The sequence below is a fragment of the Streptomyces violens genome (assembly GCF_000717745.1).
GTDB lineage: Bacteria > Actinomycetota > Actinomycetes > Streptomycetales > Streptomycetaceae > Streptomyces > Streptomyces violens.
In genome coordinates, this window is the sequence record NZ_JOBH01000004.1 from 124,585 (window position 1) to 144,000 (window position 19,416).

Genomic DNA, 19,416 nt, shown 5'->3' on the forward strand with positions numbered 1-19,416 from the left:
CCAGTTCCGTACCGGTCGAGCTCAGGCCATCACCGACTCCACCCGCCGGGCCGTGTCCCGTACCGCGTCCGCCAGCGCCAGCACCTCGTCGCGGCTGATGACGAAGGTCACCGTGGAGACGCTGACCGCACCGACCGTGCGGCCGTCGGGGGTGTGGACGGGCGCCGCGAGGCAGCGCACGTTGGGTTCGTTCTCCTCGTCGTCCAGGGCGTAGCCCCGCTCCCGGACAGTGGCGAGGTCGGCGGCGAGCGCGTCGAGGGTGGTACGGGTGTGCTCCGTACGCCGCTCCAGGCCGGTGCGGCCCACCAGCTCAGCCAGGTCCTGCGCGTCGAGCCCGGCGAGGATGCACTTGCCGATGGCGGTGGAGTGCAGGGGCTGCTGCATGCCGACGCGGGACAGCATCGCGAACGGCTGCACGCCCTCGACCTTGTGGGTGTAGACGACGCGGTCACCGCTGCGCAGGCCCATGTGCAGGGTCTGGCCGATCTGCGACTGCAGCTCGACGAGGACCGCCTCGACGGTGGTGTGCCGGCGGCCCTGGCTCACCGCCGCGCCGATGCCGCTGGCGGTCGGGCCGATGCCGTACCGCCCGCCCGCGTACGCCACCGCCCAGCCCTCGGCGACCAGGGTGCCCAGCAGCCGGTGGGCCGTGGGCTTGGACACGGCGGCGCCCGCCGCCAGTTCGGCCAGCCGGAGGGGGCCCGGCGCGTGGCAGAGCACCTCGATGAGCCGCAGCGCCTTGCGCGGGCCCGCGCCGTCGTTGGCTTTGCCGGAACCCGTCCGTGCGGAACTCGCTGACGTTCGTGCAGAACTCGTTGATGTCCGTGCGGAACTCGTTGACACCTCTCCGAGGCTAGGGCTAGCTTCCCCCGTTGTTCCAGCCCCCTGAACGACGTTTCGCCAGGCTGAACGGCGGAACATTCCCCCCTGCCTGGACCATTCGTGCCGACGTCAGGAGAATCCATGACGACTCAGGCGGAGATCAGACAGCTTTCCGACCGCGCAGCGCAGCACGTCCTCAGCAAACAGGGCACCGACGCGGGGCGTCGCACCGGCTGGCTGATGATCTCTACGATCCTGATCGAGGCATGGGATCTGTACGCGATCTCCTTCCTGCTGCTGTTCGTCAAGAACGACCTGCACCCCAGCGCCGCGATGCTCGGACTCGCCTCCGGCGCCGTGCAGTTGGGCGCGCTCATCGGGGCGCTGGGCGGCGGCTGGGTGGCCGACCGGATCGGCCGGCGCAAGGTCTTCATCATCACGATGGCGCTGTTCGTGGTGCTCGCGCTGAGCCAGTCCTTCGTGACCAGCATGTGGCAGCTCGTGGCGGTCCGGTTCCTGCTCGGCATCCCGCTGGGCAGCGACATCTCGACGGGCTACGCGTACATCATGGAGACGATGCCGAAGGGTAAGCGGGAGGTGATGGGCAACCGCTGGCAGGGCATGTTCGGGCTCGGCGAGATCGCCGCCATCGCGGTCATCACGGTGATGTACCTCAGCGGCATGGACCACGGCCTGCTGTGGCGGATCGGCCTCGGCCTCGGCGCGCTGCCCGCGCTCGCGCTGCTCATCGGCCGGCTGGACGTGCCGGACACCGCGCTGTGGCTGGTGCAGCGCGGCAAGTTCAAGCAGGCCAAGGTCGTCGCGAAGAAGATGTTCAACGACGACCTGGACATGCTGCCAAACGAGGACTTCGTCATCGCGCGGCCGCGCACCCGTGACTTCCTCGCCGGCATCTGGCAGGACCCCATCCGCCGCAAGGCCAGCGTCTTCGCCTGGATCTCCAACGCCATGCAGGGCGCGGAGTTCGCCGCCTTCGCCTTCTACCTGCCCGTGATCCTCGTACTCACCGGGGTCTCCGGCATCGGCGCCACCAACTTCGTCACCGGCGCGATCTATATCATCGCCACCATCAGCGGCTTCGTGGCGCCGATGGTGACACCGAAGCTGGGCCACCGCGGCGTGTCCCGCTGGGGCTTCGGCATGGCCTTCGTGTCGCTGCTGCTGGCCGCGCTGTTTCTGCAGTTGGAGTGGCATGTGCTGGTGCCGCTGGCCGCCGCTGGTCTGATGTGGGGCCACTACTGGGACGCCTCGAACGGCATGACCATCGCCTCGATGGTCGCGCCGAGCCGGTACAAGGCCACCGCCTCCGGCTTCGGCTACCTCTTCGTCAAGCTCGCCGCGTTCGTGACCATCTTCTTCTTTCCGATCCTCTTCACCGAGCTGGGCGTGCCGCTGGCGACCGTGATCGTCTCGCTGCTGTCCCTGACCGGATACCTCGCGGCCACGTACATCCTCCCCGAGGTCTACGGCTACGTGGAGCAGGAGGAGGGTGCGGGCGTCAACTCCGGTACGGGGGCCGCCTGTTATGACTCCCGGGAGTCGGTCACGGACATATAACGGGAGAGCGTACAGCAGGTGAACGACTCGCGCTTCGTGCTATTGCGCCCGTATTTGCGCAGGTCAGTGCATGGGGCCGAGTGGGTAGCACGGCGCGGCGCATGAAATCGTGGGCACAGGGACGGTCCTGGTCACCGTCACCCCCCTCTCCCACGACCCCGCCCAGGGGTCTTGTTGACATGCACCGCGAAGAAAGGTGATGGCATGCCCATCGCACTGCTCCGGAGGAAGCGGGCCGGCCGTGGCCCGCGCGGAGCCGGCCTCCTGCACCCCGTCCCCCCGGGTGCGGGTGCCTTCAACTGTGAGGTGCTCGACCCGCTCGGAGAGCCGCTGCCCCAGGCCGAGGTCACCATCACCTCGGCACACGGCGGGCAGGTGGTGGCGAAGCTGACGACAGACCCGTACGGTCTGTTCTTCGTGACGCTGCCCGTCGGCCGGTACAGCGTTCTGATCTCCTCCGACGGTCTGCAGCCGAACCGGCAGACCATCGACGTCCGGGAGGGCGAGACCCTGCCGCTCTCGTCGATCCGGCTGGACTCCTCCGCACCCTTGGAGCTGCCCCAGCCCGGCACCTGGCTCTTCGACCCGCCGCACACCGCGATCCGGTTCGTCGCCAAGCACGTCGGCATGGCCAATGTGCACGGCCGGTTCACCCGCTTCCAGGGCGGCATCCGGATCGCCCCGGACATGGCCGACTCCCGCATCGAGGTACGCATCGAGGCGGCGAGCATCAACACCGGTAACAACACGCGCGACGGGCACCTGCGCTCGGCGGACTTCCTGGACGTCGAGAACTACCCGTACCTGCACTTCGCCTCCACCCGCTTCATCCACAAGGGTGGTCAGAAGTGGACCGTGCAGGGCGTCCTGGAGATGCACGGCGTCAGCCGTACCGTCAACCTGGACACCAACTACCTCGGCGCCGTCAACGGCGGCTACGGCGAGGAGCTGCGCTGCGCCGCCCGCGCCACGGCCGAGCTGCACCGCGAGGACTACACCCTGAACTGGCGCAACATGCTCGCCCGCGGCATCGCCATCGTCGGCCCCACCGTTCAGCTGGAGTTCGACATGCAGGCCATGTACCGCTGCGAGGACACCCCGACCCCGCCGGAATAGGCGGACGGGACATCCGTGCTGAAGGCCGCCTCCGCGCTGCGGGGGCGGCCTTTCGCGTACGGCGCCACGGCGCGGCCGCGCGCCGTGTACCGAGTTGCCCGCACACCCTTGCGGCCGGGGGCCGTGCTCGGAGATCGTTCCGCCATGAGGCAGAACGCGTACCCGACGGCCGAGCGCGATGCCGGGGGACCGGCCGCAGCCGCGCGCATCGGCGGGCCCGGCACGGTCCTCAGCGAGACGCAGGTGACGGAGTTCATCGCCGGACAGCTCGCCGGCGCGGAACTCGACGGCCGCAGCGTCTGTGTCGTCGTCCCCGACGGCACCCGCAGCTGTCCGCTGCCGCTGCTGCTCTCCGCGGTGCACGGCGCGCTCGCCGGACGGGTGAGCCGGCTGACCGTACTGATCGCGCTCGGCACCCACGCCGCGATGGAGGAGCCGCGGCTGGCCCGGCACCTGGGCTACCCGGAGGGTGGACTCGCGGCCCACTACCCGGGCATGACCGTACGGAACCACGAGTGGTGGGACCCGGACACCTTCGTCTCGCTCGGCACCATCTTCGCCGACCGGGTCGGCGAGCTGTCCGGCGGGCTGCTGCACCAGGCCGTCGACGTCCGGCTGAACCGCGCCGTCGTCGACCACGACGTCACCCTCGTGCTCGGCCCGGTCTTCCCGCACGAGGTCGTCGGCTTCTCCGGCGGCAACAAGTACTTCTTCCCCGGCGTCGCGGGCGCGGAGATCATCGACCTCTCGCACTGGCTCGGTGCTCTGATCAGCAGTGCGGAGATCATCGGCACCCGCGGCATCACGCCCGTACGCGCCCTCATCGACGAGGCCGCCGCGCTGATCCCCGGCCGCCGCCTCGCCCTCTGCGTCGTCGCGCAGTCCGGCACCGCGGGCGGGCTGCACTCCGTCGCGTACGGCACCCCGGAAGCCGCCTGGGCCGCGGCCGCCGAGGTCTCCGCCGAGACCCACGTCCGCTACCTCGACGCACCGGTGCAACGCGTGCTGTCGGTCATGCCCGAGAAGTACGAGGACATCTGGACCGCCGCAAAGGGCTTCTACAAGCTGGAGCCGGTCGTCGCGGACGGCGGCGAGGTCGTCCTCTACGCGCCGCACATCACACAGCTCTCCGCCATGCACCCGGAGATCGCCGACATCGGCTACCACTGCCGGGACTACTTCACCGAGCAGTGGGACCGCTTCCGGCACCTGCACTGGGGCGTACTGGCCCACTCCACGCACCTGCGCGGCGCGGGCACGTACGACGCGGCGACGGGCGAGGAACGGTGCCGCCTCACGGTCACCCTCGCCACCGGCATCCCCGAGGACGTCGTACGCGCCGCGAACCTGAACCACCTCGACCCGGCCGAGGTCGACCCCGACGCCTTCGCCGCCGACCCGGAGACCCTGGTGGTGCCGCACGCGGGCGAGATCCTCCACCGGCTGCGCACCCACTGAGGAGCCGCACATGACACTCCCGCACCTGCCTGTGCTGACCGGCCGGGATGCCGCCGCTGCCGATGAGGTGGCCGTACTGTTGCGCGGCGCCGCGCCGCTGGGCGTCGCCTTCTCCGGCGGCGTGGACTCCTCGCTGCTGCTGGCGCTGGCCGTACGTGCGCTCGGTGCCGAGCAGGTCGTCGCGGTACTCGGCGTCTCGCCCAGCCTCGCCGCCGACGAACGCGCCGGGGCCCACGAGGTGGCCGCCTTCATCGGCGCCCGGGTCGTCGAAGTCGCCACGTACGAGGGGGAGTCGGCCGCCTACCGCGCCAACGGACCGGACCGCTGCTTCCACTGCAAGGACGAGCTGTTCACCCGGATCTCGGACGAGGTCGCCGCTGAACACGGCCTCGCGGCGGTCGCGTACGGCGAGAACGCCGACGACGCCCGCCGCCCGGACCGGCCCGGCAGCCGCGCCGCCACCGAGCACCGCGTGCTGCGGCCGCTCGCCGACGCGGGCCTGGACAAGGCAGCCGTCCGCCGCCTCGCCCGCGCCCTCGGACTGCCCAGCGCCGACAAGCCCGCCGCGCCCTGCCTGGCCTCCCGCATTCCGCACTTCGAAGAGGTCTCGCCCGCCAAGCTCGGCCAGATCGAACGGGCCGAGAAGGCGTTGCGGGGGCTGGGGTTCGGCGACTGCCGGGTGCGGCACCACGGGGAGGTGGCGCGCGTCGAGCTGCCGGCCGAGGACATCGCGCGGGCCGCCTCCGGGGAGCTGCGCGAGGCGGTACTGAACGCGGTGCGCGCGGCCGGCTTCCGTATGGTCGCGGTCGACCTGGCGGGCATCCAGTCGGGCGCCTTCACACTGCCGCTGGTGAGTGCGACGGGGGGCGGCCGCCATGGCTGAGCCGGACCTCGCGGGCCTCGCCGAGCTGGACCACGGCCGGGCCGCCCGGCGCGGCTACCCGGAGGCCGTCTACTGCGAGGGGAAGACGCCGGACCAGGTCGCCGCCATCGCCACCGCCGTACGGGAGAAGGGCGCCGGCCCGGCCACCCTCTTCACCCGCGCGGACGACGGCCACGCCAAGGCCGTACTGGCCGAACTCCCCGAAGCCCGCCACGACACGGAGGCCCGGCTGCTCGCCTGGCCACCGGCGCCGCCCCCGCCGGCCGGCGGCAAGGTCGCCGTGGTCTGCGCCGGTACCTCCGACCTTCCCGTGGCCCGGGAGGCCCTGCTCACCGCCTCCTACCTCGGCCGGGAGACCGACCTCGTGGTGGACGTCGGCGTCGCCGGGCTGCACCGCGTTCTCGGCAAGCTGGACCTGCTGCGCGCCGCGCGGGCCGTCGTGGTCGTCGCCGGCATGGACGGCGCCCTCCCCAGCGTCGTGGCCGGCCTGATCGCCGCGCCGGTCGTCGCCGTCCCGACCTCCGTCGGCTACGGCGCCGCCTTCGGCGGCCTCGCTCCGCTGCTGACCATGCTCAACGCCTGTGCCCCGGGCGTCGCGGTGGTCAACATCGACAACGGGTACGGGGCGGGCCATCTGGCGGCCCAGATCGCGGCACCCGTCTGAGCACGGTCAGCCCCGGTCGGTCGGAAGTTCGGCGCCCGGTACCAGACCGTTCGCCACCGCCGCCGCGGCCGCCGCGTCCAGCACCGTGACGACCGGCTGACCCCGCGCCGCGGCGAGTGCCGCCACGTCCTCGAACTCGGGGGTGGCCCGCACGATCACCCCGCCGCGGTGGGCGACCTTGACCGGGACCTCTTCGTCGTCCGCCACGGGGACGCGTATCCACGTCCGCTCCAGCGCGGTCTTCCGTACGGCCGACTCGCGCACCCCGATCGTGCTGGTCTCCCGGAAGACCAGGTCGCGCAGCGCGTCGGCGCGCTGCCGCGGCGCCAGCACGCGGAGGGTGTGCGCCGGGCGGCCCTTCTTCATCAGGATCGGGACCAGCCAGGCGTCCGCGGCGCCGGCCGCCAGGAGCGAGGCGAGCACGCCGGGCCACAGCCGCGGGTCCAGGTCGTCGACATTGGCCTCCAGGACGACGGCGGTGGTCTCCTCGTCCGTCCCGGACGCGGCATCCGCCGGGGTGCCGATCACCACCCGTACGACGTTCGGGCGTCCGGGGGTGTCCTTCGTACCGGCACCCACCCCGGTCGCCTCGGCCCGCAGCCGCGGCAGGGCGCCGCACTCCGCGGCCAGCGCGGTCACCAGCGCCATGCCGGTCGGGGTGGCCAGCTCGCCCGTGCCCCCGCCCACCACGTCCCAGCCCGCGGCCAGTTCGAGCACGGCGGGCACCGGCACCGGGAGTTCGCCGTGTGCCGTGCGCACCCGCCCGGAGCCGAGCGCGACCGCGCTCGCGGTGAGGTGCGCGATCCCGAGGTCGTGCAGCGCGGCACAGACCCCCACCACATCCGCTATCGAGTCCCACGCGCCGACCTCGTGGAAGTGCACCTCCTCGACCGGCACGCCGTGCACCCGCGCCTCCGCCGCCGCGAGCCGGCCGAAGACCGCCAGGGCCCGGTCGGCCACCGGCGCAGGCAGCCCGGCCTCCTCGATACGGACCCTGATGGAGCGCCAGGTACGGTGCGGATGGTCCTCGGCCAGCGGCTCGACGCCGACCTTGGTGGCCCGCAGCCCGGCGCGGGTGACGGCCGCCTGCGTCAGCCGCACCGCGCCAGGTACTACGGCGTCGATCGCCTGCTGCACGGCCTCCGGCGCGGCACCGGCGTCGACCAGCGCGCCGAGCAGCATGTCGCCCGCGACGCCGGAGGTCACATCGAGCCAGGCCAGCCGGTGCGGATCGGTCATGCGGGGCTCTCCTGCGGTGCTGCGGGACGGGCGTGCGGACGCAACTCCTGATCCTAGGATCAGGAGTTGCGCGGCGTCTCGTCAGTGAAGATCTTGGTGACGAACGTCCCTTCCCCGGTGACCGCCGGGCGTGCGGCGCAGCGCCGCGGCCGCGTGGTCAGGATGCGGGGCAGCGCACGTCCGGGTTGAACGCCGCCAGCAGCCCGTCGGGATTGTGCTTGTACAGCCAGACGTGCAGGTCGTAGTGGATCGGCATCTCCGGCGCGTGGCCGGCCATCGGGCCGTCGAACCCGCGGCCGAACATCCGCGGCCGGTCGTCGTCGGTGTTCACATTCTTGTCGCGGTCCATGACGACGTACTCCAGGGCGCCCAGCTGACGCTTGCCGTCCTTGCCCGGGACGTAGACGAGCACCGCGGGCTTCGCAGGGTCGGTGGAGCCGATGTACGCCTCCTTGACGTAGTGGTACCCCATGCCGCCCTCTGTGGCACTGACGCACTCGTCGGTGCGCTTGTAGCCCGCCTTGAGGGCCTTCCGCTCGTCGGTGAACCGGGCGGTGGCCTTCCGGGCCTTCGCCAGGTCGTGCTTGACGTGCTCCGGGTGGTCGGAGTCCAGTCGTTCCTGGGCGGTGGCCGGGCCGGGGGCGGCGGCCAGCGAGGTGAGCGTGGAGAGGGTGAGCGTGGTGAGGGCGAGTGTCGCGGCCAGTCGGCGTGCGCGCATGGAGCGGTCCTGTCCGTAGGTGAGAAGACGTCAGATGTGACGTCAGACAGGAGCCTGCACGCGCTCCCACGGGACCGCACCCGGGGCTGGGCCGTTAGGGAAACACGCGGACAAAAGTCCAAGTCCTGCCCGACTCGACGGCATTGACGTACGTTCCCGCATGTCCGAGGCTTGCGGACGGTTCAGGCCCCCGTTCCGGTTCCCCCTGGGCCGTCCGCGTTCCGCTGTCCGTCCGCACCCCGGAGGCCACGTGACCGTCCTCTCCAGATCCCGCACCGGCGCGCTCGCCGTCCTGCTCGCCGCCGCCACGCTCGGCACGGCGCCCTCGGCGGGCGCGGCCCCGGAGCCCGCGGCCGCGCAGCCGCTGCCCGCGATCTCGCCGACACCCCAGCACATGTCCCGCGTCTCGGCCGACGTCCGGCTCGGCGGCCGCGCCGAGATCGTCGCCGGCAAGGACACCGACGCGGCCGCCCGGAAGCTGCTCACCGAGACGCTGCGCGCGCACGGCGTCCGTGACATCGATGTCACCGCCCGCGCCACGGGCCACGCCCCGCTCACCGTGCTGCTCGGCCCGGCCGGCCGCCCGGACGTGGCGGCGGCCCTGCGCGGCACCGACGTACCGACGCACGACGAGGGGTACGCGCTGCGGGTCGTTACGGCCCGTCAGGACCGCGCCACCGTCGCGCTCGGCGGCACCGACGCCGCAGGCCAGTACTACGCCGTCCAGACCCTGCGCGGCCTGATCACCAAGGGCCGGATCGCCGGGGCCGCCGTCTCCGACTTCCCGTCCATGCCGCTGCGGGGCTCCATCGAGGGCTTCTACGGCTCCCCGTGGACCAACGAAGAGCGCCTGGACCAGCTGGACTTCCTCGGCGAGGTCAAATCCAACACCTATGTCTACGCGCCGAAGGACGACCCGTACCACCGCGAGAAGTGGCGCGACCCCTACCCCGCCGACAAGCTCAACGAGCTCGGCGCCCTGGTGAAGCGCGCGACCGGCAACCACGTCCGCTTCACCTTCGCCGTCTCGCCCGGCAACTCCATCTGTTACTCCGACCCGGCCGACGTCAAGGCGCTCACCGCCAAGCTCCAGTCGCTGTACGACCTGGGCGTGCGCTCCTTCTCCGTCCCGCTGGACGACATCAGCTACACCAAGTGGAACTGCGTGGGGGACGAGCAGAAATTCGGCGCCCCGGGCCGCGGCCCCGCCGCCGAGGCACAGGTGGGCCTGCTCAACACCGTCCAGCGCGACTTCATCGCCACCCACGAGGGCACCAATCCGCTCCAGATGGTCCCCACCGAGTACGGCGACCTCACCGACACCGCGTACAAGCAGAAGCTGCGCTCGGCGCTGGACAAGGACGTCGAGGTGATGTGGACCGGCACCGAGGTCGTGCCGTCGGAGATCACCAACGACCAGGCTTCCAAGGCCGCCGAGCTGTTCGGCCGCAAGGTCTTCGTCTGGGACAACTACCCCGTCAACGACTACGGCCAGACCGCCGGCCGGCTGCTGCTCGCCCCGTACGACAAGCGCGAGGCGGGCCTCTCCGACCACCTCAGCGGCGTCGTCTCCAACCCGATGAACCAGGAAGCGGCCAGCAAGCTCGCCGTCTTCACCATCGCCGACTTCGCCTGGAACGACCGCGGCTACGACAAGGCCCGCTCGGCCCGGCAGTCCGCGCTGCACCTCGCGGGCGGCGACCCGCGCGTCGCCGACGCCGTACAGACCTTCGTGGACCTCAACCACATGGCGCCCACCTTCGGGGAGACGCCGTGGCAGCCGCAGGCACCGGTGCTCAGCGCCCGGCTGGCGGAGTTCTGGAAGGCGTACGACACCGACCCGGCGGCCGCCGTGAAGAAGCTGCGCCCGACGGTCGAGGGCATCGCGCGGACGCCGGGCGTGCTCCGCGCCGGCGTGCCCGACAAGCTCTTCCTGCACGACGCCGACCGCTGGCTGGACGCCACGGAGCTGTGGGGCTCGGCGATGCGGCACGGCCTCGCCACCCTGACGGCGGTACAGGACGGGGACACGGCGCGCGCCGCGAAGGAACGTGCCGCCATGGACCGCGATGCGGTCGCCGCCGGGAAGATCACCTCTGATCCCGAGGAGACCCGCCCGCACGGCCCGGTGAAGATCGGTGACCCGTTCATCGGTGACTTTCTCACCAAGGTGCGCGAGCTCCAGGACGCGGCTGAGTGAGTGGCGCGCGGGGGCCGCTCCCGCACGGGAGCGGCCCCCGCGCCGCCCTACTTCAGATACTCATTGGTATACGTCTTCTTCAGATCCACGTCCGCCTTCGCGATCTCCGGCGTGAAGGCGGCCAGCACCTTGTGCACCGCCTCCGCGCCGTCGGGCCGGATCAGCCCGTCCTTGGCGTAGGCGTCCTTGGCCTGCGCGATGGCCTGCTCATAGACCGCCGGGTCGTCACCGGCGTACTCGCGCGGCATCTTGGCCGCGATCTCCTTGGCGGAGTGCGTGTCGATGTACCGCAGCGCCCGGACGATCGCCTTGGCGAGCTTACGTGCCTGGTCGGGGTGGTCCTTCAGCCAGCCGCGGTCCGAGTACAGGACGGCGGCTGGGTAGGTGGACACACCGAAGTCCTCCTTGACGCCCCGCTCGCTACGGGTGTCGGTGAGGATCTTCACCCGCTTCGCCCCGGCCCGCTTCTGGAGCTGGGAGACGGCCGGGTCGAGCATGACGGCCGCGTCCACCCGGCCCTGCTCCATGGCCGCGACCGCGGTCGAGTCGCCCCCGATGCCCTGGACGCTCGCCGCGTCGGCCTTCATGCCGTGATCGGCCAGCAGCTTCTTGAGGAAGAAGTCCGTGGAGGAACCGGGCGCGGTCACGCCCACCTTGGCGCCCTTGAGGTCGTCGACCGAGTCGATCTTCTTGCTCGCCTTGGGCGAGACCGCCAGCACCAGCGACGGATAGCGCAGCATGTTCACGAAGGACACCACGTCCTTCTGCTTGGCCTGCATCTGGATCGTGTGGTCGTAGTAGCCGCTCACCACGTCGACGCTGCCGCCCTGCATCGCCTGCAGCGCCTTGGACCCGCCCTGCAGGTCCGCCAGCCTGACCTGCACGCCCTCCTTCTTGTAGTAACCCAGCTGCTGGGCGAGCGTGGTGGGCAGATAGACCAGCAGCGGCTGGCCGCCGACACCGATGCGTACGGCGTCGCCCCCGCCGGCGGACGAACAGCCGGAGGCGGCGGCGAGCGTGGCGAGGCAGGCCGCCGCGGCCACGACCGTCCGCAGCGGTCGCCTGAAGTGGTGCGCCATGGAACTCTCCTGGAGGTGTGGGAAGGGGATCAGCCGTGGGCGCGCTCGCGGGCGGGCTGCCAGCGCAGCAGGCGGCGTTCGACGCGGTTGACGAGCAGGTCGATGACCACGACCACGACGGAGAGCACGGCCATCCCGGCGAACACGCCCGTCGTGTCGAACGTCCCCTCCGCCTGCGCGATCAGATAGCCCATGCCTTCGGAGGCGCCGAGGTACTCGCCGACCACCGCGCCGACGATCGCGAAGCCGACACTGGTGTGCAGGCTGGAGAAGATCCACGACATCGCGCTGGGCAGCAGTACGTGCCGGATGAGCTGGCTCTCCTTCGCGCCCAGCATCCGGGCGTTGTCGACCAGTACCCGGTCCACTTCCCGTACGCCCTGGTAGGTGTTGAAGAAGACGATGAAGAACACCAGCGTCACGCCGAAGGCGACCTTCGACCAGATGCCGAGCCCGAACCAGAGCAGGAAGATCGGCGCCAGCACGACCCGTGGCAGCGCGTTGAGGACCTTGATGTACGGATCGAGCACGGCGGCCAGCGTCCGGGCGCGGGCCAGCAGGAAGCCGATGCCCAGGCCCAGCACCCCGCCGATGACCAGCGCGAGCGCCGCCTCCAGCAGGGTGGTCAGCAGATGCCCGGCGATCTCGCCACTGCCCAGCCACTCGCCGATGCGGCCCGCGACGGCGGCGGGGGAGCTGAAGAAGAACGGGTCGACGATGCCCGTACGGCTGCCCACCTCCCAGCCTGCGACGAACAGCACCGCGAGGCCGAGCTGCGCGGCGAGCACGGCGGGCCGCGCGGGGCCTGTGCGGCGGCGCCGCGGCCCGGCGGACCGGGACGGCGGCGCGGCGTCAGCCGGCGTCTTGGACAGCTCCGGCGCCCGCGGTCCCGTGGGAAGCGCGCTCATAGGTCCTCATCACCTCGTTCCTCAAGTCCGCCCAGATCGCGCCGTACAGCTCGGTGAAGCGCGGCGTGGTCCTGATGTCGAGCAGGTCGCGCGGCCGGGGAAGATCGACGGGATAGCGGCCGACGACGCGGCTGCCGGGGCCCGCCGACAGCAGCACCACCTCGTCCGACAGCGACACCGCCTCCTCCAGGTCGTGGGTGACGAAGAGGACGGTCTTGCCGCTGTCGGTCCACAGCGTCAGCAGCTCGTTCTCCATGATCTGCCGGGTCTGCACGTCCAGCGCCCCGAACGGCTCGTCCATCAGCAGGATGTCCGGGTCACCGATCCAGCTCTGGGCGACAGCGGTGCGCTTGCGCATCCCGCCGGAGAGCTGGTGCGGATAGGCGTTCTCGAAGCCGGCCAGACCGACCCGTACGACCCACTCATGGGCCCGCGCCAGGCGTTCGGCCTTGTCCACACCGGACAGTTCGAGGCCGAACGCCACGTTCTGCACAACGGTCTTCCAGGGCAGCAGGGCGTCCTGCTGGAACATGTAACCGGCCCTGCGGTTCAGGCCGTGCAGCGGCTCGCCGCCGATCAGCACCTGCCCGGCGGACGGCTCGCGCAGCCCGGCGACGGCGTTGAGCACCGTCGACTTGCCGCACCCGGTGGGCCCGACCACCGAGACGAACCGCCCCGGCGCCACCGTCAGGTCCACCTCCCGCACGGCCGTGTAATCACCCTCCGCGCCGTGGTACGTCATCGTGACGCCGCGCAGCTCCACAGCCGCGCTGTCGTCCTCCCCGTCAGCCACCGGCACCCTCCGATCAGCGGGATCTGAAGATCACTCGCTGAGCATGATTGGCCACGGTGCGGTGACAGCGCAACGGTCCCGCACGACGAAAGTTGGCCGGGGCACGTATGGCGCGGGCGGCGGGCCGCGGCGCACCGGGCAGTCAGGGCGTGATCGTCGGTGCGCCGCGGCCGGTCTGCGGCAGGCTCAACCGGCCTGCGAGAACGGGCTGTTGCCCGGATCGGTGAGAGGCATGCCGAGCTGGGCGCGCTCGGTGAGCCAGCGGGTGGGGCGGTAGCGCGGGTCGCCGGTCGTGCGGTGCAGCGCCTGCTGCAGGGTCAGCAGGCGGGGCGCGCCGATGGTGTCGCCCCAGGCGAGCGGGCCGTGCGGGTAGCCGAGGCCGGTGGTGACGGCGGCGTCGATGTCGGCGGGCGTGGCGAGGCCGCGCTCGGCGATGGACGCCGCGACCGAGACGATCGAGGCGAGCAGCCGCTGCGCGACGGAGCCCGCGGTGTCCCGTACGACGCTGACGGTGTACGGCTCCGCCGCTTCGTCGCCGGGAGCCGCGAGCACCGCGCGGGCGTCCGCCGCCACCTCCGGGTCCGTGGCCGGGGTGGCCGCGAGCACCCGGCGGCGGGTCGGCAGCGACAGCGGGTCCACGCCCAGCGTGCGGGCGGGCGGCAGGTCCAGTCCCGCCACGGCCTCGGCGGCGGTCGTGCCCCAGGTGGCCACCAGGACGGCCGAGCCGTCGCCCGGGAGTTCGGCGTCGTCGAGCACCGCGCCTCCCGCGACGAGCGCCGCGCGCAGCGCCTCGGTGCCGGGGCCGGTGCCGGCCACCCACACCGGCCGCTTGCCGTCACCGGCCACGGGCGGCTCCGGCGTGGCGGCCGGCGCCGGGTCCTCGGGACCGTACGCGTACCAGCCGCGGTCCGTCTTGCGGCCGTGCAGCCCGGCGGTCACCCGGTTCGGAGTGAGGAACGACGGGCGGAGCCGGTCGGAGTGGCGGAACCCGTGCCAGATCGTGTCGATGACCGCCGCGGTCACATCGAGCCCGGTCAGATCCATCAGCTCGAACGGGCCCATCTTCAGGCCGAGTACATCGCGCGCGATGCGGTCGATGCCCGGCGCGTCGGCGATGGTCTCCTCCAGCAGCGCCAGCGCCTCGGTCACCAGGCCGCGCCCCGCGTGGTTGACGAGGAAGCCGGGGGTGTCGGCGACGGTCACGGCGCGGTGGCCCGTCCCGCGTACCAGCTCGGCGAGCAGCGGCGGGATGTCCGCACGGGTCGCCGCGCCCGGTACCACCTCCACGATCTTCATCAGCGGTACCGGGTTGAAGAAGTGCAGGCCCGCCAGGCGCGACGGGTCACCCAGCGTGGCGGCGATCTCGGTGACCGAGAGGGAGGAGGTGTTGGTCGCGAAGACGGTGGACGCGGGCAGCGCCTCGGCCAGCTTCCCGAACACCTCGGCCTTGGTGTCCAGGTCCTCCCGGGCCGCCTCGATGACCAGCTCGACCTCGTCGCCGGGCGCCCAGGGGGAGTCCAGCGGCACAATACGGGCGAGCGCGTCCGCCGCCGCCTGCTCCGTCATCCGGCCCTTGGCGGCGGCCCGGTCGAGCATCCCCCGCACGAAGTCCACGGCCGCGCCGACCGCCTCCGTACGGATGTCGCCCAGCTCGACGGTGTGACCGGCGGTGGCGGCCCACTGGGCGATGCCACGGCCCATGACACCGGCGCCCACGATCCTGATACGCACGTCCGTAACTCCTTCTGATCAGCGCAGGTACACGCGGTCCGGGTCGACATCCTCGCGCAGCAGCCGCAGCTCCTCGGCGCTGGGCGGCTGCACGGTCTCCACCGTGTCGGCGACCGCGAGGTCCCAGCCGGTGTTCTCGCGTACCTGATCCACCGTCACGCCCGGGTGCACGGCGACCAGCTTCAGCTCCTCGCCGACCCCCTCGCGCGCCAGGATGCCCAGCTCGGTGATGACCCGGGTGACGCCCGTGCCGAGCGGCCGCACGCCCTCCTCCAGGGCGCGGTCGGGGCCCGGCGTGGTGCAGAAGTCCAGCTTCTCCGTGAAGGAGCGCGGGTCGTGGCGGCGCATCACCACGAACACCTCGCGGGAGTTGGCCATCACCTCGACCGCGCCGCCGGACCCGGGCAGCCGTACCTTGGGCGCGTCCCAGTCGCCGATGACGGAGGTGTTGAGATTCCCCCACTTGTCGATCTGCGCGGCGCCGAGGAACCCGACGTCGATATGGCCGCCCTGCAGGACGTACCCGAAGAGCGCGGGCATCGACAGCACCGCCTCGGCACCGGTGATCAGCACCGCGTCCGCGATGGTCTCGGGGAGGTGCGAGGGATGCGCCCCGCACACGCCCGACTCGTACACGATCTCCAGCCGCGGCGCGACCGTGAGATGCGCGAGCGAGGCGGCGAGCGTGGGCAGCCCGATCCCGGCGAACACGGTCCGCCGCCCGGCCAGTTCCCGCGAGGCGACCACGGACAGCCGCTCGGAAGAGGTCATTTCGGTGTTCACAGTGGTCTCGGTGCTCACAGTCGCCTCCCGTAGTTCACCGGCAGGCTGAGTGCCTCGCCGACCGCGAGGGAGTTCCAGAACTCCTCGCCGAGCTTGCTGACGTACTCCGCGTGGTCCGCGGTGTCGTACACCCACTCCTTCAGCCACGCCTGCAGTTGCTCGCGGTCCTTGCTGATGCCGGACCATGCGCGGTAGAAGGCGTTGTCGCGGTCGTAGTACCCCTGCGCGAAGGAGGGGTGGGCGCCGCGGGGGCAGGCCACGACCGCGTCCACGGCGTGTGCGGGGATCACCGTGCGGTTGGGATCGGAGCGGACGACCTCGTCGTCGACGATCTCCTCGACGACCACGACCGCCTTGTCCGCGGCGTAGACCGCCTCGGCCTGAACGCCCGTCAGCCCCCAGATCTGGGTGTTGCCGCTGCGGTCGGCGCGCTGCGCGTGGATGATCGTCACGTCCGGGTTGACCGGCGGGACGACGTACACCTGCTCGGGCTCGCCGTCCGGGCCCGGATAGGGCGAAGTCACCTTGCGCAGGCCGTCGTTGACCGAGGACAGGTCGCTGCCGCCGTACGAGCGCAGCGGGTAGAACGGCAGCCGCTGCGCGCCCGCGAGGTAGCGGCAGATCATGCCGTAGTGGCTGTACTCCTCGAAGACCAGCGGCTCGGGGTCGGCCTTCTCGATGCGGCGGCGCAGCTCACCGAGCGAACCGGCCGAGGAGTTGCCGACGAAGGAGGAGACGAGGCGGGTGACGCAGCCCGCGGCGAGCATCTGGTCCACGACGATGTCCGCGGTCATCCGGACCACGGTGAGGTCGCGGCGGCCCTGCCGGATGATCTCGTGCCCTGCGGCGGTGGGGATGAGGTGGGTGAAGCCTTCGAGCGCGACGGTGTCGCCGTCATGGACGAAGGAGGAGATGGCCTCCCGCATCGTCATGGTCTTGTCCACGGTGCTCCTCGGCGTGCGGGGTAGCGGATCCGGTCCCGGATACCGTTTCACCGGCCATTGATCTCCGTCCAATACCGAATTAAGGTCAGACTGATACGGGAGAATAAATAGTCGGGACGCAGGGACGGACGGAACAGGGATGGAGCTGCGGCATCTGACCGCCTTCGTCGCGGTCGCCGAGGAGCTGCACTTCGGGCGGGCCGCCAAGCGGCTGCAGATGGCGCAGCCGCCGCTGAGCCAGCAGATCCGGCAGCTGGAGAAGGAGCTGGGCGTCCAGCTCTTCGAGCGCAACACCCGCTCGGTGCGGCTGACCAGCGCGGGCCAGTCCTTCCTCGACCCGGTGCGCACCGTCCTCGCCGACCTGGACACCGCCACCCGCGCCGCCAAGGCCGCCGGGCGCGGCGAGTACGGCCGGGTCACCATCGGCTTCGCGGGCGCGTCCACGCACGAGACGCTGCCGCTGCTCACGCGTGCCGTACGGGCCGCGCATCCGGCGCTGGAGCTGGTGATGAAGGGCCAGACGTACGCCAATGTCGCGCTGGCCGGGGTCGCCGACGGCTCGCTCGACCTCGGCTTCGTCCGGCTCCCGGTCACCCAGCCCGGCGTCGCGACCCGGGTGATCGACGAGGAGGAGCTGGTCTGCGCGCTGCCCTCGGACCACCCGCTGGCCCGCCGCCGGCGCATCCCCATCGCCGCGCTGGCCGACGAGCCGTTCGTCAGCTTCCCCGCCAACGCCGGGTCCACGGTCCGGGACGCCACAGTACGGGCGTGCGAGGCCGCCGGGTTCAACCCGCGGGTGGTGCAGGAGGCGCCCGACTCGTACACGATCCTGGCGCTGGTCGGCGCGGGCGTCGGCGTCACCCTCACCGTCACCTCCTGTCAGCACATCCAGCAGACGGGGCTGGTGTACCGGCCGCTCGCGGGCCCGCCGATCCGGCTGCAGGCCGCGCTGGCCTGGCGTCCGGACAACCCCTCGGCTGCTCTGCGTACCGTCCTCGCGGTGGCCGAGGAGGCCCTGCCGACACCGGAAGGCAAGGCTCCGCCACGCGTCTGACCTGCGGTGACATCCGATTGATAAGTCTCGCGTCCGAATCCTCGCCGAATTGGATATTGGACCGGCTCAGTGGTCGGGTGGAAAAGTCACCGGGAAGCGTCCACCAGGAAAGGCCCGTGGCATGACCGACCCCACTGAAATCGTCCTCTGCGAACCGCTGCGCACCCCGATCGGCAAGTTCGGCGGCGCGCTCGCGGGGCAGCGTCCCGCCGCCCTGGCCGCCCGGCTGATCACCGAGATCGTGCAGCGCACCGGCGTCGCGCCGGAGAAGATCGACGAGGTCATCCTCGGGCACGCCTGGCCCACCTCCGACGCGCCGGCCATCGGCCGGGTGGCCGCCCTGGACGCCGGCCTGCCCGAGACCGTCACCGGCGTACAGGTCGACCGCCGCTGCGGCTCCGGCCTGCAGGCGGTGCTGGACGCGGCGATGCAGATCAAGGCCGGGTTCAGTGACGTGGTGATCGCGGGTGGCGTGGACGTCATGAGCGCCGCGCCGTACTACACGCACGAGGGCCGCTGGGGCATCAAGGGGCCGAACCTCCAGCTCCACGACTCGCTCAGCCGCGGCCGGGTCACCGCGGGCGGCGCGAACCACCCGATCCCCGGCGGCATGATCGAGACCGCGGAGAACCTGCGCCGGGCGTACGGGATCAGCCGCGAGGAGCAGGACGCGCTGGCGCTGCGCTCGCAGCAGCGGGCGGGCCGGGCCATCGAGGCGGGCCTCTTCGACGACGAGATCGTGCCGATCACGGTGCGCGGCCGCAAGGGCGACACCGTCGTGGCCGCCGACGAGCACCCGCGCCCGGACACCACCGCCGAGCAGCTCGCCAAGCTCAAGCCGATCATGGGCAAGCAGGACCCGGACGCCACCGTCACCGCGGGCAACGCCAGCGGCCAGAACGATGCCGCCGCTGCCTGCCTGGTCACCAGCGCCGCCACCGCCGAGCGGCTCGGCCTCACCCCGATCGTGCGGCTGGTCTCCTTCGCGCGTACCGGCTGCGCCCCGGAGACCATGGGCCTCGGCCCGGTCGGCGCCACCCGCTCGGCCCTGGACAAGGCGGGCCTCAAGCTCGCCGAGATGGACCTGATCGAGCTGAACGAGGCGTTCGCCGCACAGGTACTGGCCTGCACCAAGGAGCTGGGCCTCGGCGAGGCCGACCACGAGCGGCTCAACGTCAACGGCTCCGGCGTCTCGCTGGGCCACCCGGTCGGTGCCACCGGCGCCCGCATCCTGGCCACCCTCGCCCGCGAGATGAAGCGCCGCGAGGCCCGCTACGGCCTGGAGACCATGTGCATCGGCGGAGGCCAGGGCCTCGCGGCCGTCTTCGAGCGGGTCGCCTGAAGGTTCGTCGGATCGCCTGACGACTCGTCGGGTCGCCTGATCACGGCCTGACCCCTCGCACGGGGAGCCGTGCACGGACAAGTACACACAGCGCACCACCCGTA

The 19,416-nt window shown here is 71.7% G+C and carries 17 protein-coding genes; 8 read left to right on the top strand and 9 right to left on the bottom strand.

Annotated features, from left to right (window positions below):
* Nucleotides 1-21: 21 nt before the first annotated feature.
* Nucleotides 22-921, bottom strand: a complete 900-nt coding sequence (locus IF04_RS0109265) for an IclR family transcriptional regulator (RefSeq protein ID WP_078600054.1) — start codon at nucleotides 919-921, stop codon at nucleotides 22-24.
* A 42-nt stretch (nucleotides 922-963) separates the two neighbouring features.
* On the opposite strand from IF04_RS0109265, the gene IF04_RS0109270 reads away from it, so the two are divergent.
* The 5 genes from IF04_RS0109270 to larB all read left to right on the top strand — a co-directional run bounded on the left by IF04_RS0109270 (nucleotide 964) and on the right by larB (nucleotide 6,521).
* Nucleotides 964-2,400 (top strand): MFS transporter, encoded by a 1,437-nt coding sequence (locus IF04_RS0109270; RefSeq protein ID WP_063829453.1) that lies wholly within the window; start codon nucleotides 964-966, stop codon nucleotides 2,398-2,400.
* Nucleotides 2,401-2,604: 204 nt separating this feature from the next.
* Nucleotides 2,605-3,516, top strand: coding sequence for a YceI family protein (locus IF04_RS0109275; protein ID WP_030253387.1), 912 nt, complete (start codon nucleotides 2,605-2,607; stop codon nucleotides 3,514-3,516).
* A gap of 144 nt (nucleotides 3,517-3,660) precedes the next feature.
* On the top strand, nucleotides 3,661-4,974 hold the full coding sequence (locus IF04_RS0109280) for a lactate racemase domain-containing protein (RefSeq protein WP_030253389.1): 1,314 nt from the start codon (nucleotides 3,661-3,663) through the stop codon (nucleotides 4,972-4,974).
* A 10-nt stretch (nucleotides 4,975-4,984) separates the two neighbouring features.
* Nucleotides 4,985-5,857, top strand: a complete 873-nt coding sequence (gene larE / locus IF04_RS0109285) for an ATP-dependent sacrificial sulfur transferase LarE (RefSeq protein ID WP_037958861.1) — start codon at nucleotides 4,985-4,987, stop codon at nucleotides 5,855-5,857.
* On the top strand, nucleotides 5,850-6,521 hold the full coding sequence (larB, locus tag IF04_RS0109290) for a nickel pincer cofactor biosynthesis protein LarB (RefSeq protein WP_030253393.1): 672 nt from the start codon (nucleotides 5,850-5,852) through the stop codon (nucleotides 6,519-6,521). The genes larE and larB overlap by 8 nt, the downstream gene beginning before the upstream one ends.
* A 6-nt stretch (nucleotides 6,522-6,527) precedes the next feature.
* Here the strand turns inward: larB and larC are convergent, their stop codons facing one another.
* Both larC and IF04_RS0109300 read right to left on the bottom strand, forming a co-directional pair.
* A complete protein-coding gene (gene larC / locus IF04_RS0109295; protein WP_030253395.1) occupies nucleotides 6,528-7,760 on the bottom strand; it encodes a nickel pincer cofactor biosynthesis protein LarC in 1,233 nt (410 codons plus the stop codon).
* 157 nt (nucleotides 7,761-7,917) lie between these two features.
* Nucleotides 7,918-8,478, bottom strand: coding sequence for a hypothetical protein (locus IF04_RS0109300; RefSeq protein ID WP_030253397.1), 561 nt, complete (start codon nucleotides 8,476-8,478; stop codon nucleotides 7,918-7,920).
* A gap of 250 nt (nucleotides 8,479-8,728) precedes the next feature.
* On the opposite strand from IF04_RS0109300, the gene IF04_RS0109305 reads away from it, so the two are divergent.
* Nucleotides 8,729-10,678, top strand: a complete 1,950-nt coding sequence (locus IF04_RS0109305; RefSeq protein WP_030253399.1) for a glycoside hydrolase family 84 protein — start codon at nucleotides 8,729-8,731, stop codon at nucleotides 10,676-10,678.
* A gap of 47 nt (nucleotides 10,679-10,725) precedes the next feature.
* On the opposite strand, the gene IF04_RS0109310 is transcribed toward IF04_RS0109305, so the two are convergent.
* The 6 genes from IF04_RS0109310 to IF04_RS0109335 form a co-directional block, all read right to left on the bottom strand.
* Nucleotides 10,726-11,757, bottom strand: a complete 1,032-nt coding sequence (locus IF04_RS0109310; RefSeq protein ID WP_030253401.1) for an ABC transporter substrate-binding protein — start codon at nucleotides 11,755-11,757, stop codon at nucleotides 10,726-10,728.
* A 29-nt stretch (nucleotides 11,758-11,786) separates the two neighbouring features.
* Nucleotides 11,787-12,665 carry an ABC transporter permease gene (locus IF04_RS0109315; protein WP_078600058.1) on the bottom strand — a complete coding sequence of 293 codons (879 nt, stop codon included), beginning with the start codon at nucleotides 12,663-12,665 and terminating at the stop codon, nucleotides 11,787-11,789.
* Entirely contained in the window at nucleotides 12,610-13,407 is a 798-nt protein-coding gene (locus tag IF04_RS0109320) for an ABC transporter ATP-binding protein (protein ID WP_051831059.1), read from the bottom strand. The genes IF04_RS0109315 and IF04_RS0109320 overlap by 56 nt, the downstream gene beginning before the upstream one ends.
* 237 nt (nucleotides 13,408-13,644) lie before the next feature.
* Nucleotides 13,645-15,189 (bottom strand): 3-hydroxyacyl-CoA dehydrogenase, encoded by a 1,545-nt coding sequence (locus tag IF04_RS0109325; protein WP_030253407.1) that lies wholly within the window; start codon nucleotides 15,187-15,189, stop codon nucleotides 13,645-13,647.
* Between the two features lie 18 nt (nucleotides 15,190-15,207).
* Complete coding sequence (locus IF04_RS0109330; protein ID WP_037799927.1) at nucleotides 15,208-15,960, bottom strand: CoA-transferase subunit beta; 753 nt, start codon at nucleotides 15,958-15,960, stop codon at nucleotides 15,208-15,210.
* A gap of 26 nt (nucleotides 15,961-15,986) precedes the next feature.
* On the bottom strand, nucleotides 15,987-16,904 hold the full coding sequence (locus IF04_RS0109335) for a CoA transferase subunit A (protein WP_030253412.1): 918 nt from the start codon (nucleotides 16,902-16,904) through the stop codon (nucleotides 15,987-15,989).
* A 151-nt stretch (nucleotides 16,905-17,055) separates the two neighbouring features.
* Here IF04_RS0109335 and IF04_RS0109340 point away from each other — a divergent pair, with 151 nt between their 5' ends.
* Together IF04_RS0109340 and IF04_RS0109345 are read left to right on the top strand one after the other, a co-directional pair.
* Nucleotides 17,056-17,970 carry a LysR family transcriptional regulator gene (locus IF04_RS0109340; protein WP_030253414.1) on the top strand — a complete coding sequence of 305 codons (915 nt, stop codon included), beginning with the start codon at nucleotides 17,056-17,058 and terminating at the stop codon, nucleotides 17,968-17,970.
* Nucleotides 17,971-18,091: 121 nt separating this feature from the next.
* The gene (locus IF04_RS0109345; RefSeq protein WP_030253417.1) at nucleotides 18,092-19,312 is read left to right on the top strand and encodes an acetyl-CoA C-acetyltransferase; all 1,221 of its coding nucleotides are present in this window, start codon (nucleotides 18,092-18,094) and stop codon (nucleotides 19,310-19,312) included.
* Nucleotides 19,313-19,416: the final 104 nt, after the last annotated feature.